This window comes from Paracoccaceae bacterium (assembly GCA_012103375.1).
Classification (GTDB): domain Bacteria; phylum Pseudomonadota; class Alphaproteobacteria; order Rhodobacterales; family Rhodobacteraceae; genus WLWX01.
The window spans coordinates 3,604,074-3,620,199 of the sequence record WLWX01000001.1 but is presented as its reverse complement, the minus strand read 5'-3'; the positions used below and the strand labels follow the sequence as shown (position 1 = coordinate 3,620,199).

Annotated in this window: 14 protein-coding genes and 1 pseudogene; 3 read left to right on the top strand and 12 right to left on the bottom strand. The window is 60.1% G+C overall.

The genetic code is table 11. From position 1 onward, the window contains the following. Positions 1-6: 6 nt before the first annotated feature. Complete coding sequence (phaZ, locus tag GKR99_18500) at positions 7-1,335, bottom strand: polyhydroxyalkanoate depolymerase (protein NKB29435.1); 1,329 nt, start codon at positions 1,333-1,335, stop codon at positions 7-9. A gap of 104 nt (positions 1,336-1,439) precedes the next feature. Here phaZ and phaC point away from each other — a divergent pair, with 104 nt between their 5' ends. The 3 genes from phaC (at position 1,440) to phaR (ending at position 4,513) form a co-directional block, all read left to right on the top strand. Beyond that, the gene (gene phaC / locus GKR99_18495) at positions 1,440-3,245 is read left to right on the top strand and encodes a class I poly(R)-hydroxyalkanoic acid synthase (protein NKB29434.1); all 1,806 of its coding nucleotides are present in this window, start codon (positions 1,440-1,442) and stop codon (positions 3,243-3,245) included. A 154-nt stretch (positions 3,246-3,399) separates the two neighbouring features. Further along, positions 3,400-3,843 carry a phasin, PhaP gene (locus GKR99_18490; protein NKB29433.1) on the top strand — a complete coding sequence of 148 codons (444 nt, stop codon included), beginning with the start codon at positions 3,400-3,402 and terminating at the stop codon, positions 3,841-3,843. A 112-nt stretch (positions 3,844-3,955) separates the two neighbouring features. Further along, the gene (phaR, locus tag GKR99_18485; GenBank protein ID NKB29432.1) at positions 3,956-4,513 is read left to right on the top strand and encodes a polyhydroxyalkanoate synthesis repressor PhaR; all 558 of its coding nucleotides are present in this window, start codon (positions 3,956-3,958) and stop codon (positions 4,511-4,513) included. Positions 4,514-4,639: 126 nt separating this feature from the next. On the opposite strand, the gene GKR99_18480 is transcribed toward phaR, so the two are convergent. From GKR99_18480 to GKR99_18430, 11 genes and pseudogenes are all read right to left on the bottom strand, one after another. Beyond that, positions 4,640-6,202 (bottom strand): hypothetical protein, encoded by a 1,563-nt coding sequence (locus tag GKR99_18480; protein ID NKB29431.1) that lies wholly within the window; start codon positions 6,200-6,202, stop codon positions 4,640-4,642. A 153-nt stretch (positions 6,203-6,355) separates the two neighbouring features. Beyond that, the gene (locus tag GKR99_18475; GenBank protein ID NKB29430.1) at positions 6,356-6,895 is read right to left on the bottom strand and encodes a hypothetical protein; all 540 of its coding nucleotides are present in this window, start codon (positions 6,893-6,895) and stop codon (positions 6,356-6,358) included. Positions 6,896-7,123: 228 nt separating this feature from the next. Further along, the gene (locus tag GKR99_18470) at positions 7,124-7,948 is read right to left on the bottom strand and encodes a hypothetical protein (protein NKB29429.1); all 825 of its coding nucleotides are present in this window, start codon (positions 7,946-7,948) and stop codon (positions 7,124-7,126) included. A 79-nt stretch (positions 7,949-8,027) separates the two neighbouring features. Then, entirely contained in the window at positions 8,028-9,410 is a 1,383-nt protein-coding gene (locus GKR99_18465; GenBank protein NKB29428.1) for an aminotransferase class III-fold pyridoxal phosphate-dependent enzyme, read from the bottom strand. A 34-nt stretch (positions 9,411-9,444) separates the two neighbouring features. Continuing rightward, the gene (locus GKR99_18460) at positions 9,445-10,740 is read right to left on the bottom strand and encodes an FAD-dependent oxidoreductase (protein NKB29427.1); all 1,296 of its coding nucleotides are present in this window, start codon (positions 10,738-10,740) and stop codon (positions 9,445-9,447) included. Continuing rightward, positions 10,740-10,979, bottom strand: a complete 240-nt coding sequence (locus tag GKR99_18455; GenBank protein NKB29426.1) for a hypothetical protein — start codon at positions 10,977-10,979, stop codon at positions 10,740-10,742. Before GKR99_18455 ends, GKR99_18460 begins: the two co-directional genes overlap by 1 nt. Positions 10,980-10,982: 3 nt before the next feature. Beyond that, a complete protein-coding gene (locus GKR99_18450; protein ID NKB29425.1) occupies positions 10,983-12,338 on the bottom strand; it encodes a glutamine synthetase in 1,356 nt (451 codons plus the stop codon). Beyond that, a complete protein-coding gene (locus GKR99_18445) occupies positions 12,331-13,017 on the bottom strand; it encodes a type 1 glutamine amidotransferase (protein NKB29424.1) in 687 nt (228 codons plus the stop codon). The genes GKR99_18450 and GKR99_18445 overlap by 8 nt, the downstream gene beginning before the upstream one ends. 55 nt (positions 13,018-13,072) lie before the next feature. Continuing rightward, entirely contained in the window at positions 13,073-14,392 is a 1,320-nt protein-coding gene (locus tag GKR99_18440) for a glutamine synthetase (protein NKB29423.1), read from the bottom strand. Beyond that, positions 14,389-14,907: pseudogene (locus tag GKR99_18435) on the bottom strand (ABC transporter permease subunit). Before GKR99_18435 ends, GKR99_18440 begins: the two are co-directional and overlap by 4 nt. Before the next feature lie 431 nt (positions 14,908-15,338). Further along, a complete protein-coding gene (locus GKR99_18430; protein ID NKB29422.1) occupies positions 15,339-16,046 on the bottom strand; it encodes an FAA hydrolase family protein in 708 nt (235 codons plus the stop codon). Positions 16,047-16,126: the final 80 nt, after the last annotated feature.

The following is a 16,126-nucleotide window of genomic DNA, read 5'->3' as shown; positions in this document are numbered from 1 at the left end:
TACCATTCAGACCGGCAAAGGCCCTTTCGCGGTCGAGGCCAGATCAACCACCGGTTCCGGCTTGGCCGGGCGTCGGGTGGAATTCGCCGGCTTGCGCCTTTTGCCGCCAGACTGCGCGTCGATGAAATCCAGTACCAGGGGTCGGATATTCTGACGCCAGCTGCGCCCCGCAAAAATACCGTAGTGGCCCGCATCGGGTTCCAGATGGCTGGCCTTTTTGGCCTCGGGCAGGCCGGACAGCAGGTCCAGCGCCGCAAGGCATTGGCCGGGGGCGGAAATGTCGTCCTCCTCCCCCTCGATCACGTTCACGGCGACATCCTTGATCGCAGCGATATCGACAGGCTTCCCTGCGATGGTGAAACTGTTGGTGGCAACCTCACGGGCTTTGAAAATACGTTCGACCGTTGAGAGGTAGAATTCTGCCGTCATGTCCATCACGGCGAGGTATTCGTCGTAGAACTTGTTGTGCTTGTCGTGATCCCCGGCTTCACCGCGCGCTGTCGCCATGACCTGATCCTGAAAGGCCTGCCCGTGGCGTTCGCCGTTCATCGACATGAAGCTCGCCAGTTGCAGCAGGCCCGGATAGACCATGCGCCCGACGCCTGCGTATTTCAGCCCGACACGCTGGATCACCATATGCTCCAACTGGCCCATGGTAACGCGGCGCCCGAAATCGGTCACATCCGTGGGTGCGGCGTCCGGATCCACCGGGCCGCCGATCAGGGTCAGGGTTTTCGGCTGCGCCTTGGGGTTCTGGTCGGCCAGATAGGCCGTCGCCGCCAGCGCCAGCGGGACGGGTTGACACACGGCGATCACATGGGTGTCGTGGCCCAGATGCTCCATAAACTCGGCCAGGTAGAGCGTGTAATCCTCGACATCGAATTTGCCGGTGCTAACCGGAATATCGCGCGCATTGTGCCAGTCGGTCACCCAGACTTCGGCATCCGGCAGCAGGCTGCGCACGGTTGAACGCAGCAGCGTGGCATAGTGGCCGGACATCGGCGCCACCAGCAGGATCCGGCGTTTTTTGTCGGGGCGCCCCGCGACGCTAAAGCGGATCAGATCGCCAAAGGGTTTTTCAACCACCTTGTCGATCGTCACCATGTGGTCACGCCCGTCTTCATTGCTGATCGTGTCGATACCCCAATCGGGCCGGGTGACCATACGCGAAAACGTACGTTCGGTCACTTCGCCCCAGGCCGCGATCCAGTTGAACATCGGGTTTGGCACCAGACCGGTCGCGGGATAGGAGCCCAGCGCGCGCGCAGTCGCCCCCAGCCACTTGTTAGTGGTGCGCATGGTTTCGATCAGGTCATAGGTGGCCATCTGGCGCATAGCGGCTAGTCCCTTATGCCGCTTTGCCGGATTGGCCCGGCTGCGGTATGATTGCTCCAAAGGTAAATGCTGCACCTGCAAAGTAAAGGGCTGGTTTCGGGAATATGACAAATGATGATATTAAGAACGCGCCCGCTGATGATGCAGGGTTGGATCGGCTGAACCAGAATATCGCCAAGGTTGAGGATCTGTCAGCCCGGTTGGTTGCAGCGCTCAGCAACAAGAAATCGGTGCGTGAAGGCCTGCAAGCCCCCAGCCCGGATTTGTTCGCCAAGGCGGCGACAGCGTATTTTTCCGAGATGATGGCAAATCCGTCGAAAATGATCGAACAGCAGGTCGGATATTGGGGCAAAACGCTGAAGCACTATGTTGAAGCGCAGGAGCATCTGCTGGAGGGCAAGCTGGACCTGCCCGAAGACACCGGCCCGACCGATCCGCGGTTTTCCAACCCGATGTGGGCCACCAACCCCTATTTCAACTATGTCAAACAGCAGTATCTGTTCAATTCGCAGGCGATCAGCGATGCGGTTCAGGGGATCGAAGTGGACGATCCGCGCGATAAGAAACGGCTGGAATTCTTCTCTCGCCAAATCATGGACATGCTGTCCCCGACAAATTTTCTGGCCACCAACCCCGAAGCGCTGACCAAGGCGGTCGAGACCGAAGGCCAAAGCCTGGTGGACGGGCTTGAAAACCTGGTCCGGGATATTGAGGCGAACGAAGGCGACCTGCTGGTCACGCTGGCGGATCGCAATGCCTTCAAAGTGGGTGAGAACCTTGGGACGACGCCCGGCTCGGTCGTGTTCCGCAACCGGATGTTCGAGCTGATCCAGTACACGCCGACGACCGACAAGGTTCATGCGATCCCGCTGCTGATCTTCCCGCCCTGGATCAACAAATTCTACATCCTCGACATGAAGGAAAAGAACAGCCTGATCAAATGGATGGTTGATCAGGGGTACACGGTCTTCGTTGTCAGCTGGGTGAACCCGGACGCATCCTATGCCGACGTCGGGTTGGAGGAGTATATCGAAGAGGGGTATCTGACCGCCATCGCCGAGGTCAAAAAAATCACCCGACAAATACAGGTGAACGCCACCGGATATTGTATCGGCGGGACGACACTGGCGCTGACCCTGGCGCTGATGGCGAAGCGTGGCGATACCTCGGTCAACTCGGCGACGTTTTTCACCACGCTCACTGATTTTTCCGATCAGGGAGAGATTGGCGTTTTCCTCAACGACGATTTCGTTGACGGGATCGAGGCGGAATGCACCGAAAACGGTATCCTGCATTCGTTCTTCATGTCGCGGACGTTTTCGTTCCTGCGCAGCAACGACCTGATCTATGGCCCGGCGATCAAAAGCTATATGATGGGCGAGGCGCCGCCTGCCTTCGACCTGCTGTTCTGGAACGGCGACAGCACCAATCTGCCGGGGCGCATGGCGGTGCAATATCTGCGACACCTGTGCCAGAACAACGAATTCGCCGATGGCGGGTTTGAACTGCTGGGCGAAACGCTGACATCCTCGGACGTGGTTGTGCCGCTTATGGCAATCGCGTGCGAGACGGATCACATTGCCGCCTGGAAGGCGAGTTATGCGTCGATGCGGGCGATGGGGTCGGGCGACAAAAGCTTCGTGGTTTCGCAAAGCGGGCATATCGCCGGGATCGTCAATCCACCGTCGAAGAAGAAATACGGCCACTATGTGAATAGCGACTGGCCCGAGCTTGCTGACGACTGGATGGAGGGCGCGGGTTTCGTCGATGGATCGTGGTGGCCTGCCTGGGATGCCTGGCTGTCCGGCCGCTCCGGCAAGCAGGTTGCGGCGCGCAAACCGGGGGCAAAGGGGCAAAAAATTCTTGCCCCCGCACCGGGAACCTATGTTGTTTCCAAGGTAAACGACTGATTTTGCTGCGTTAAACTGACTGCAAATATTTTTGCTGCAGCGCAGCATAAACCCTTGAAATGCCGCATCGCAGCATGTATTTATGCTGCACAAGCAAACAACAGGCGGCCCCGGATGACCGGCCCCGCCGCACCCGACACAAAGGATGATGACAATGGCACAGCAAGATTACACCAAGATGGTTCAGGATTTCTTCGGCGCATTCCCGGTCGACATGACCGCCGGTCAGGACGCCTTCAAATCCGCCGTCGCTTTCAACGAAAAGCTGAGCGCGGTTGCCCTGAATGCGGCTGAAAAGTCGACCGAGATTTCGACCAAATGGACCCAGGACACCCTGGCCAAAGTCGGCACCGTGACCAAAGCCCAGAAGGACCCGGCTGATTATTCGAAAGTCGTCACCGATTTCGCATCGGCTGCGTCCGAAATGACCTCCGAGTCGCTGGCCGCTTACGCCGAAGTTGCCAAGAAAGTTCAGATGGACACCGTCGAACTGCTGATGGCTGCTGGTAAAGACGCTGGTGAGGAACTCTCGGCAGCTGCCAAGAAAGCCACCGACGACGTGACCAAGGCCGCGAAGAAAGCTGCGAAAGCCGCTTGATCCGCAAATACAGAATTCTCCCCTGAACTGGGCGGGCCTTCGTGCCCGCCCTTTCTTTTTGCCGCGGCCCGTCCTAGGCTATGCTGCACTGCCGCAACAAGGGACGCCGGATATGGCCGACAAGACCGCGCCGCTTCTGATCAAACGCTATGCCAGCCGCCGTTTGTACAACACCGAAACCAGCGATTACGTGACGCTGGACGATGTCGCCTCGTTCATCCGGGCGGGCCGCGACGTGCAGATCGTCGACCTCAAATCCGGCGACGACCTGACCCGGCAGTACCTGTTGCAGATCATCGCTGAACACGAAAGCCGTGGCGAAAACGTGCTGCCGACGGATGTGCTGACCGATCTGGTGCGCAGCTATACCAGTCAGGCACAATCCGTGGTGCCGCAATTCCTGGCGATGAGCTTTGAGATGTTGCGCGACGGTCAGTCCAAGGTGATGGACAACCTTGGTTCCAGCCCGATGGCCAAAATGCCCGGCTTCGATGCCATGAAAGCCCAGCAAGAGGCGTTCATGAAAGCAATGACCGGGGGTCTGGCGAATTGGGGCAGTCCTTCGCAACCGGCCGAGGCTGACGCGAATGCCGAAAGTGACCTGGATGAAATCAAGGCCCAGCTGGCGGCGATGCAGGACAAGCTTTCGAAGATGGGAAAGAAATCCTGAGGGCGGATTTCTTGAGCATTGTTCATTGTTACTGAAACGATACCCGTAGATGAACGTGCGACCTTAGCAAGGCGCGCACCGGGCGCAGACAGTTCCGATAGCGATTGAGATTTTCAATATGGCGGTCTAACTGCAACTGCGTGTGTAGTAGGCAAAGCGGATCGGCCAGACAGTCGCTGGCCCGCGCCACTTGATCGCATCAGGCGCGTCAAGAAACACGGTATCCGGTGCATAGCATTCGCGAAATTCCGGCAACTGCGCCAATTCAGCGTCGCTGAGGAACCACGGCTCATCGTCGATCAGGATACCGCGTGCGGAGCCGACCACGATGACATCCGGCTCACGCTCCAGCACATAGGCCCCGTCGCCCTTGCTGTGGCCGGGGACCTCCTGCCACGTGGCCAGCATCGGCACCGGGTTGCGCCGCGCGATATGCGGGTCGTTCAACCCCAGCATGTCGATGAACGTGTTGTCGGTTGCGAAATAGGGGGTCGAACCGGCCGTGTGCAACGCGATGGTTGATCCTTTTGGCAACGTCTCGGCAAAGTGAAGGCCCAGCAAGCGGCCCATAAAGGCGGCCTCATCCTGCTTCAGGGATGGGATCTGCAGGCCGGTCACTGCCACCAGGGCCAGCGCAATGAGGCTGACCGGCTTGTCGCGACCATCGCTCAGATGCGTTATTGCTAACAGGACCAGCATGGCCACCGAAACCAGCACGGGCAGGAACAGACGCGCGCCCAGCATGTGATCGCCGCCAGCCCAGCCGACGTACAGCAGGTAGGCCAGCATCGGTACGCCCAGCAGCCTCGCCAACCCGGCAGAGGGTGGACGCCGAAGCAGGGCAACGAAGCCCAGCAAGCCAAGCGTCACGATCAGCGCGGGCAGCAGGGACGCCAGCGCATAGCGTGGGAAGAAGGACAGCCGCGCCAGTGTCGGCAGCCCGGTCTTGGCGTGGAATGTCAGCGGCAGATATTCGCCATAGTACCAGACCCGCCACCCCATATGGGCAAAGGCCACTGCGGCAGGCACCCCGACGATCAGCACCGCCAGCCCAACCCGTCTGCCGGGCGACAGATTTGTCGCCAGCATCAGCCCCAGCCCTGCACCCGCAATGAACACCGCCGTGTCCAGACGCGTCAGCACCGCAAGCGAAAAGGCGAGTGCGGCCAGAAGCGTTCCACGACCGTGGTCGCCATTGACGATGCGCAAAACGCGATACATGCCAAGGCCCAGAAGGGCGGCGACGGGCACAGCCTCTAGCCCGCCAAGCGTCCAGATCGCGACACCGGGGCTGGCGCCGATCATCGGAACGGCGGCGGCCCTTGCCACCGGTGCATCCGGCGCGACAAGTCGCCCGGCCCGCGCGGCAACCACCAGTAACAGAACCGCCGCCGCGACATTCAGCGACTGCGCCGCTGCGAGCGGATCAAACCCAATCCGGATCAGCCCGGCACTGGCGACCACATGCAGGAAATTGGTATAACCCTCGACCCGTTCGCCCAGGTTCCACACAAGCTGTCCATGTTCCGCCAGATTGCGGGCATAGCGCAGCGAAATAAAGCTGTCGTCATGCACGAACAGGCGGTGCCGCCAGAGGTTCATGGCCAACAACGCCAACCCGGCGGCAATACCGATGGCATCCCATGGAATGTCTCGTCCGGGCCGGGTTGTTTGTGTGGTTTCGGTCATGGAATTTGGGCCTGTTTGCTCGTGCCGTGCCGCTATTCACGCGAATTCTGGTTTGAATAAGGTGGAAAGGCAGCTTTGCGTGGATACTGTTGAAGAAGTCGATGTTTTGGTCGGCGCGTTGTTGAGCGAGAGGCGGCCGCGCGCCGTTTTCTTTCACGTTGGCACTGTTGCTGGCACCAACTTCGCCAGTTTCCGGAGGTTTTGAGCTGTTGCTGCGAGTTGGAACTGTTCGGTTGCGCCTTTGGGTCCTCGAAGCCGCATCATCTGCACGCCGATGTATCGTTTCAGGTGGGCAAAGAGCATTTCAACCTTCCGCCTTTGGATGAACGACGTCATGTAGGCATCTGTTTTTCGGATATCGCGAGCGACGTCTCGGGCGGCTTCGTGAACGGACCGCATAAGGCGTCTGCCGTCGTCCTTCGGACAGCATTGCGACTTCAGAGGGCATGCGTCGCAATCGTGCTTTGAGGCTCGGTATCTGATGAACCCGTCTTTGCTGCCATTGGGCTTTCGCGGTTTTGAGAAGTTCCGCCGATATGTTTGCAAGGCTTTGCCGGTCGGGCAAGTATAGCTGTCGGTCGCCGGGTCGTAGACAAAGTCTTCGCGTGAGAATGTGCCGTCAGTTCGTTTTGACTTATCCCAGACCGGAATGTGGGGTTCGATTTGACGTTCGTCCACAAGCCAGCCCAACATCTCGGCTGATCCGATTGTGTTGAAAAACTCCGAAATCAGAGCGTCGCGGATTTCTTGCGAAAACCTATGAAGCGAAATAGTCGGAAAGCTTTGACCACGAGACAGCGCATGGCTGCGCGTGAGCGCATGTAGGCGATTTGGGCCGACCCCCGCGCCAAAAATTTAGGATCGGGCTGCATGGAAAGAAAAATCATCGTTCAGGCCCTAAAACGGAGTTTTTCAACACAATCATCCGTAACCCGTATCACCCACAAGCTTGTCAGGTTTGATGCCAAACCGCTCATGTACACGATCGATCATCTCCCTTGCTGCCCGCGCCTCTGCAGGCCGGATCGGAGCCGTCGGCTCGACGTCCACGATGACTGCATTATCCAAATCGACCATATAGTTAGTGGAATAGGCAAAGTAGGCGGCTCCCCCGTCAGCCCCAGTCCAACGCGCTGCTGGATCAGCCGGTGAGATGTATTTGGGGACGACCTTGGTCGCAGCACCGAAGGCCACATCATCCAGCGTCTCGAGATATTCGTCGACGGCACGGGACGTCAGATCTGCTGGCAGTCCGTCTTTGCTTTCAACGCCGCGCGTCTGGTTTGCATTCGCGGGGATCAGACTGGCATCAACACCAAAGCTGTGGCCGCCAACCAGCCCCTCATCCATGCAGCGCTGCAAAACGACCTCGAACAAATGTCGGAACAAACCGCTCTCGCGGAAACGGCCATGCCGGTTCTTAGAGAATGTCGAATGGTCGGGCACTGGATCAGCCAAATCAAGCTTACAAAACCAACGATACGCCAGATTGACATGAACCTCTTCGCAAAGCCGTCGCTCGGAACGGATGCCCTGACAATAGCCCAACAACAGCATGCGGATCATCAGTTCAGGATCAATCGAAGGGCGGCCATTGGCACTGTAGTATGAAGCGAGCAAGGGGCGCACACCTGTCAGATCAAGGAAGCGATCAATTCCCCGGACGGGATGATCCTTCGGCACAAAACTCTCGATCGAGAACTCATAGAACAGCGCGCCTTGCGCAACTTGCCTTGGACCCATCATCGCCGAACCCTCCACCCTCAAAACAAGTGAATCAGAGCGTGCGCGGCCAATCAACGGACTTTTTCAACAGTATCCGTGGTCACACGGCGGCGTCAAACACCGCTTTCAGGGCGGCCTCCAGCTTGTCGAACATCTCGGCCATCTGTGCGTCGGTCATCACAAACGGCGGGCAGAGCACGATGGATTGGCCCAGCGGGCGGCAGATCAGCCCATGTTCGGTGCAGGTGTTGGCGATCTTTTCCGAGATGCTGAGGTCGCCGGGAAACGGCGTTTTGGTCGCCTTGTCCTGTACCGCCTCCAACGCGCCCATCAGCCCGCGCACGCGGACTTCGCCGATGTTGGGGTGTTGGGCGATGCGGTTCAGACCGGCCTTGAAGGTCGGGATCAGCGCGCGGGCGGCTTCGATCAGGGGCGGGGCGTCGCCGTCGCCGTCCAGAATTACCTCGATCGCTTTCAGCGCGATGGCGCAGCCGACCGGGTGGCCCGAGGCGGTGAAGCCGTGGGCGAACTCCTCGGCTTCTTCGACCGCCGCCTGCATTCGGCCGGCAATGTCCGGGCCAAGGATCACAGCCCCCATCGGGAACAGCCCGGCGGTCAGCGCCTTGGAACTGATGATGGCGTCTGGCACGAAGCCATAGCTGTCGCAGCCCCAGACCGCACCTGTGCGCCCAAAGCCGCAAATCACCTCGTCCGAGATCAGGGGAATGTTGTGCTTTTGCAGGATCGGCTGGATGGCCTGAAAGTACCCTTCGGGCGGCGGGATCACCCCGCCCGCACCCAGCACGGGTTCCGCAACAAATGCGGCAATGGTCTTCGCGCCTTCACGCGCGATCATGCCTTCAAGTTCCTGCGCCAGGCGCGCGGTAAACTCAGCCTCAGTCTCGCCCGCCTGGCCTTCACGCCAGTAATGCGGGCAGGTCAGATGCAGGAAGCCCGGCAACGGCAGGCCGAAATCTTCGTTATAGGGTTTGCCGGTCATCGAGGCGCTGACCGCCGTGACCCCGTGATAGGCGTTTTTGCGGGTGATGATCTTGCGGCGCTGCGGTGTGCCCTCGACCCCCGCCAGGAACCAGAGCATCTTGACCAGTGTATCGTTCGCCTCGGACCCCGAGTTGGTGTAGAACACTTTGCCCCGCGCGAACGGCGATACTTCGATCAGCTTTTCGGACAGCATGACGGTCTGGTCGCTCATCCGGCCAAAGAACGCGTGATAGCCAGGGAAACGGTCGTATTGCGCCTTGGCGGCGGCGGCGAGGCCTGCGTGATCGAACCCGGCAACCATGTTCCAAAGGCCGGAGTTTGCATCCAGATACTGGCGGCCGTGCACATCAACCACATAGGGCCCGTGCCCGTGGGTCAGGACCACCGCGCCGCGTTCCGCAACCGACGGCAGATCGGTGAACCCGTAAAGATTATGCGCGTCTGCGCGGCCTTCCCAACTGTTTGCGGCATGGTCTTTCATTGGGTTCTCCGAAATTGTCGCTTGGTGCGGGGCGTCAAATCCCCAACCGGTCGCGCAGGGAATACCAGCGCATGGCCAGCGCCAGCAAGGGGGCGCGTGCGCCGCCGCCGGGAAAGCGCATCGCCGGCAGACCAGCCAGCAGGTCGAAGCGCGCAGCGTTGCCGCCAATCACCTCGGCCAACACCCGCCCGGCCATCACGGCCAGTGCGACACCATGACCGGAATACCCCGCCGCGCTGTAGACCGAGGGCGCGGGGCGCGCAAAATGCGGCAGGCGGTGGCTGGTGATCGCCAGCGTTCCGCCCCAGGCATGGTCGATCCGCACGTCCGCCAACCGAGGATAGACCTGCGCCAGCGCCGGGCGCACCTTGGCAGCGATATCCCTGGGGAACCGATAGCCATAGCTTTCGCCGCCCCCGAACAGCAAACGCTTGTCCGGCGTTTGCCGCCAATAATTGACGACAAAACGGGTGTCATTGGCTGCGATGTCTTTGGTCAGCGGCGCATCCTCGCCCAGCGGTTCCGTGGCCACGATATAGTTGTTGATCGGCATCACCCGGGCCGAAACCTGCGCGTCCAGCCCACCGACATAGCCGTTGGTGGCCAGTATGATATGGTCAGCGGTCATGCGCCCGTGATCACCGGCCACGATATTCGGCGCGCCCGGGGTGATGCTGATGACGGGTGTGTTTTCGTAAATCCGCGCCCCGGCCGCAGCGGCCGCTTTGGCCAGCCCCAGCGCAAGGCGCAGCGGGTGGATATGCCCCGCGCCGTGGTCAAGCGTTCCGCCGGCATAAACGTCGGTGCCGACCAGTGTGGCCATCCGGGTGCGGTCCAGCGGCTCGATCTGTTCATACCCATAACGCTGCGCCAGCATCCCGGCTTCGGCGTGGGCCTCGGCCACTTCGGTGTCAAACCGGCAACAATGGGCCACCCCGCTGCGCCAGTCTGCGTCGATCCGGTGATCCCGGATCAGATCGCGCAGCGTCGTCTTCGCATCCTCGGCCAGATCCCATAACGCGCGGGCCTTCGCGTCGCCCAGCCGATTTTCCAGCCAGTCCTGCCCATTGTTGAAGCCGGTCCCGACTTGCCCGCCATTGCGCCCTGAGGCACCAAAACCAACGCGATGCGCCTCGACAACCGCAACATCCACGCCCGCCTGCGCCAGATGCAGCGCCGCGCTGAGCCCGGTATACCCCGCACCGATGATGCAGACGTCGGCGCGGGCATCGCCCTTTAGCGGCGGGAACGCATCCAGCGGAGTGGCACTCGCGGCGTACCAGCTGTCCGGATAAGTGCCGGGCCTGTCGTTGGCGAACAGCAGGTTCATCAAGTATCGCCCGTTTCTGTCGAAGAAGCGCGCGGAATCATTTGGCTGCCAGCCTTTGCTGACTGAGGATTGAGAATTATGACAAGACCGATAGTCCCAACAACGAATATCAGCACAAATATCCTCACTCCGCGCCGTGCCATTCGCCACAAGACCACGCCCATCAACCAGATGAGCCCGCCCCACGTTGTTGTCAGCGTCAATGCAATCACGATCAGCAAATGGATCAGCATCCACATGGCTCAGACGTTCAAAAGCAGGTGTTCACGCTCCCACGGGGAAATCACCTGTGAAAAGGCCTTGTGTTCCATCCGCTTGAGGGCGGCGTAGGTTGCCGCAAACTCAGGCCCGAGGACATCGTGGAGCTTCCCGGCCCCTGCGAACAGATCGACCGCGTCGCCCAACCCGCGCGGAATGTCGGCGGCGTTGGTGTAGGCGTCGCCGCGAAACTCGGGCGAGGGGCCGGTCTGTTCGGTCAGACCCAGCAACCCGCAGGCCAGCGAGGCGGCGATGCCCAGGTAAGGGTTGCAATCCATGCCCGCCAGCCGGTTTTCAACGCGGCGCGCGGTGGGGTCCGAGATCGGGACGCGCAGCCCCGTGGTGCGATTGTCGCGCCCCCATTCAAGATTGATTGGCGCTGCAAAATCAGGGACATAGCGGCGATAGCTGTTCACATATGGCGCCAGAACCGCGATCGCGCTGGGCAGGTGACGCTGCATCCCGGCGATGAAATGCAGGAAGGCCGGTGTTTCACTGCCATCGGGGTTAGAAAAGATATTCTGCCCGGTTTTTTCATCCACGACCGAGTGGTGGATATGCATGGCCGAGCCTGGCTCGTCCTGGATCGGTTTGGCCATGAACGTCGCCATGCAGCCGTGGCGCAATGCGGCTTCGCGGATCATGCGTTTGAAAAAGAAGATCTCATCAGCCAGATTGATCGGGTCGCCGTGGCGCAGGTTCAACTCGATCTGGCCGGCGCCGCCTTCCTGAAGAATTCCATCAATCTCAAGACCTTGCGCCTCGGCAAAGTCATAGATGTCATCAATGACCGGGCCGTATTCGTCGACAGCACTAAGGGAATAGGCCTGGCGCGCTGCCGCCGGGCGACCGGTGCGTCCGATGGGCGGTTCGATCGGCATGTTGGGGTCGATGTTGGGCGCGACCAGGAAGAACTCCATCTCGGGCGCGACCACGGGGGTCCATCCCTGCGCGGCATAGGCGTCAACCACGCGGGCCAGCACGTTGCGCGGGGCGACCGGCATCGGTTCACCCGATTGCAGGACCACGTCGTGGATCACCTGAATGGTCCAGTCGGCGGTCCAGGGGGCGGCAGTGGCAGTGGACAGATCCGGGCGCAGGATCATATCGGGCTCGGTCCAGTCTTCACCCTCTAGGTCGACCCAATCGCCGGTGATTGTCTGCAAAAAGATCGAGTTGGGCAGGAAAAACTGCTTCTGCTGGGCGAACTTGCTGGCCGGCATTGCCTTGCCGCGGGCGACACCGGCGATGTCGGCGACCAGGCATTCAACCTCGTCCAGGCGTTTGCCATCCAGATAGTTACGTGTCGCTTCAGGGAAATTGTCCTGCCAGTCAGCCATCCGGAGACCCTTTCTTGAAGAATGATGCAATCATGTCGGCATAGGCGCGGTTGTCATCGCCAAGATCGCGCGCAGCACGCGCTGTGTCGAGCATGTCATCGGGGATCAGGCCCGGCCCGCGTGCGTCGATCAACGCTGCAAAAGCGGCCGCGTCATATTCCGGGTGCGGCTGCACCGAAAAGGTGCGATCGTCATAGATCAGCGCCGCGTTTCGGCAAAAGTCATTCCCGGCCAGCACCTGCGCGTCTTGCGGCAGTTCGACGACCTGATCCTGATGCCAGGCGTTCGCGAAGAGTGTCCGCCCATTCCAATCATATTGGGTGCGCCCGACGGACCAGCCGCCGGCAAACTTTTCGACCCGCCCGCCAAGGGCCTGGGCGACGATCTGGTGGCCAAAGCAGATGCCGACCATGGGGCGGCGCGCGGAATAGCAGTCGCGGATAAACTGTTCCAGCGGCGGGATCCACGGGTGATCCTCATACGCGCCGTGTTTTGACCCTGTGATCAGCCAGCCATCTGCGGAAGCGATGCCTGGCGGGAATTCGTTGTCGACCACATTCCAGGCCGAAAAGGAAAAGCCGTAGCCATCCAGCAGGCGGGCGAAGAAGGCGTCATAATCGCCGAAATCCGGTTGCAGTTCATCCGGGGCGTGGCCGGTTATCAGTATGCCGATGTGCATTGTCTTGATACGTTCTGTCAGGGTTGCGCGACGCTATCCCGGCGCGGCGGGGCGGTCAAACCAGCGACAGTGTCAGCGCCCGTTGTTCGCCCGGCGTAAGCCCGGGCCAGAGCGCGCGTTCCTGACGTTTTGTCATCACGAAGTTGCGGATCAGGTCGGCAGGCAGGAACCGACGCACCTGCGCCGATTGTTCAAACGCATGGATTGCGCTGGATAAATCGGGGGGAATCGCCGGGCAATCCGCAGCATAGGCGTTGCCGGTCGTCGGCGCGGGCGGGTCGGTTGCATCCTCGATCCCGTTCAGCGCAGCCCCAAGGATCGCGGCTAACAGCAGATAGGGGTTGGCGTCGCCACCGGCCACGCGATGTTCGATCCGGCACGCTTTGGGTGCGCCACCGGGGATGCGCAGGGCGACGGTTCGGTTCTCGTACCCCCAGGCGACGGCGGTCGGGGCGTACGCTTCGTCAACGAAGCGGTCATAGCTGTTAACGAAGGGCGCGAATATCAGGGTCGAGGCGGGCATCGCCGCCAGACATCCGGCGACGGCGTGGCGCAGCAGCGCACTGCCGGTTTCGCCAGAATCGAACACGTTTCGGTCGGAGTTCTGGTGCCACAGGGAAAAATGCACATGCAATCCGGTGCCCGGCCCGTCAGCGAAGGGTTTGGGCATGAACGTGGCGGTGACCCCATGTTTGCGCGCCAGCCCCTCGGCCAGCATGCGGAACAGCCAGGCGGTATCGGCGATTTCCAGCGGGTCGGTATGTGCCAGCGTGACTTCGAACTGGCCTGATCCGGCTTCGGAAATCGCATCACCGATGCCAAGGCCCATGATCTCGGCACCAGCGTAGAGGTCGTTGAAGAAGCCCTCAACCTCGTCCAGCGCAGTCAAGGACAGGGTGTTGCCGCCGGGGCGTTCAGCGTGCATGGGGCTGAATTCGGGTGACGTGGCTGACAGCAGGTGGAACTCCATCTCGAAGGCCGCCTCAACCCGCCAGCCTTTCGCGGCATAGCGATCAACAACCGCGCTGAGCGCGTGCCGCGGGTCGCCCGAAAACGGGTGGCCATCATCGTGATGCAGCGTCATCGGCAGCAGCGCTGCGGGTTGTGACAGCCACGGCATCAGAACCGGCCCGCGCGGCGTCGGGCGCAGCACGCCATCGGCGTCGCCGGTTGCGAATACCAGCGGGCTGTCGTCGATATCCTGCCCCTTGAAGTCCAGGTTCAGGGCCGAAAACGGCATCCGCGCGCTGCGGGCCTTTGCGGCGCCTGCACGTGGCATGCGCTTGCCAATGGCGCGTCCGTTCAGGTCACAAATGGCAAGCCTGAGTGATTGCACGTCCGGGTTGGCAGCCAGCCAGTCGTCAAACGCGGTCATCGGATCAGTTGCGGGCGGTAACGGATGCGCCTGGCAGCGTCCGGCCGATGCCGGTTCAGCCGCCGGTTCGCCGATCCGAATATACCCAGCAGGATCAGCGTCATCAGGATGAAATAGCCTGCCAGAATCGGATAGGGCACAAATGGATTGAATGTCTTGTCGGCGAAGTAACTGGCGTAATAAAGCGCGTCGCCCCTTTGCTGCCATGCCGGGAAGCTGGAAAAGAAAACCAGCGTCGTGGACTGGAACAGAAAGATCGCCTCATTCGTATAGGCGGGCCAGGCCAGGCGCATCATGGTGGGCCAGATGACGCGTCGAAACCGGGTCCAGCCGGTCATGCCATAGGCGTTCGCAGCCTCGATATCACCGCGCGGCACTGACCTGAGCGCGCCATAAAGGATCTCGCCCGAATAGGCGGCGGTGTTCAGGATCAGCACGATCAACGCCCCGGCCTGCGCGGCGGTCAGCCCCGGTAGAATGCCAGCCTGCTTCATGCGCAGGAAGATGAAATAGGATTGTGTTGAAAAACTCCGAAATCAGAGCGTCGCGGATTTCTTGCGAAAACCTATGAAGCGAAATAGTCGGAAAGCTTTGACCACGAGACAGCGCATGGCTGCGCGTGAGCGCATGTAGGCGATTTGGGCCGACCCCCGCGCCAAAAATTTAGGATCGGGCTGCATGGAAAGAAAAATCATCGTTCAGGCCCTAAAACGGAGTTTTTCAACACAATCCGCTGATCAGGGCGTTTCAACTTAATCCAGGTATCAGGGCTTGATAATTCGGTTAGGAATTAAATATTTTTCGGCCGGGCATTAATTGAATCCCAATAATCGAATTGTCTGAATTGATCCCAATTCATGAAAGTACATCGCGCCGCCAAAGCGTCGTATTTCATATTTTCGCGACGCATATAATTAAATTCAATCGGAAATTCCACGCATTCGGATCAGATAACCTTCACCCGTACGTCGCCAAACCCTTCAATGGCCATATCCATGACATCGCCCCGCTCGACAGCCGCAACCCCGGCTGGAGTTCCGGTCAGAATGACATCACCGGCAGCCAATTCAAAATACTCTGGCAGGTCAGAGATCATTTCCGGAACCTTCCAAATCATCTGGTTCAGATCACCGTCCTGGAGCAATTCTCCATTGACGGTCAGTGTCATGCTCCCATGATCGGGATGCCCAAGATCACTTGCGGGATGGATCGGGCCACAGGGCGCGGAGTGTTCGAAGGCTTTGCCAACCTCCCACGGGCGGCCCAGCTTCTTCTGCGCGCTTTGCAGATCGCGGCGTGTCATATCAAGCGACAGGCCATACCCAAAGACGCAATCCAGCGCCCGATCCAAGGCGATGTTTTTTCCGCCGGATTTCGGGGCGACCAGCATCTCAACCTCGTGGTGCACGTCACTGGTTTGGGGCGGATAGGGGAATTGCCCGGATGGATCCAGATTGTCAGTGTTCTTCTGAAAGAAAAACGGCGGGTCACGAACCGGGTCATGGCCCATTTTGATCGCATGCGCGGCATCGTTGCGACCGATGCAATAGACCCGGTCCACCGGAAATCTGTCGCCGGTTCCAACCACCGGCAGCGTCACAAGAGCGGGGCGGGAATCACGGTGTCGGTCATGGGTATTCCATGTTGGTCGCACAGATTCGCGAAGCTTTGGATCGTGCCTGACCGAATTCAATCACACTTGCCAGCCACCAGATGTCGCGATGCGGTGGACCT

Excerpts from the sequence above, each read along its gene's own strand:
- phaZ (NKB29435.1), bottom strand. The coding sequence starts at position 1,335 with ATGCGCCAGATGGCCACCTATGACCTGATCGAAACCATGCGCACCACT.
- phaC (NKB29434.1), top strand. The coding sequence starts at position 1,440 with ATGACAAATGATGATATTAAGAACGCGCCCGCTGATGATGCAGGGTTG.
- GKR99_18490 (NKB29433.1), top strand. The coding sequence starts at position 3,400 with ATGGCACAGCAAGATTACACCAAGATGGTTCAGGATTTCTTCGGCGCA.
- phaR (NKB29432.1), top strand. The coding sequence starts at position 3,956 with ATGGCCGACAAGACCGCGCCGCTTCTGATCAAACGCTATGCCAGCCGC.
- GKR99_18480 (NKB29431.1), bottom strand. The coding sequence starts at position 6,202 with ATGACCGAAACCACACAAACAACCCGGCCCGGACGAGACATTCCATGG.
- GKR99_18475 (NKB29430.1), bottom strand. The coding sequence starts at position 6,895 with ATGTTGGGCTGGCTTGTGGACGAACGTCAAATCGAACCCCACATTCCG.
- GKR99_18470 (NKB29429.1), bottom strand. The coding sequence starts at position 7,948 with ATGATGGGTCCAAGGCAAGTTGCGCAAGGCGCGCTGTTCTATGAGTTC.
- GKR99_18465 (NKB29428.1), bottom strand. The coding sequence starts at position 9,410 with ATGAAAGACCATGCCGCAAACAGTTGGGAAGGCCGCGCAGACGCGCAT.
- GKR99_18460 (NKB29427.1), bottom strand. The coding sequence starts at position 10,740 with ATGAACCTGCTGTTCGCCAACGACAGGCCCGGCACTTATCCGGACAGC.
- GKR99_18455 (NKB29426.1), bottom strand. The coding sequence starts at position 10,979 with ATGTGGATGCTGATCCATTTGCTGATCGTGATTGCATTGACGCTGACA.
- GKR99_18450 (NKB29425.1), bottom strand. The coding sequence starts at position 12,338 with ATGGCTGACTGGCAGGACAATTTCCCTGAAGCGACACGTAACTATCTG.
- GKR99_18445 (NKB29424.1), bottom strand. The coding sequence starts at position 13,017 with ATGCACATCGGCATACTGATAACCGGCCACGCCCCGGATGAACTGCAA.
- GKR99_18440 (NKB29423.1), bottom strand. The coding sequence starts at position 14,392 with ATGACCGCGTTTGACGACTGGCTGGCTGCCAACCCGGACGTGCAATCA.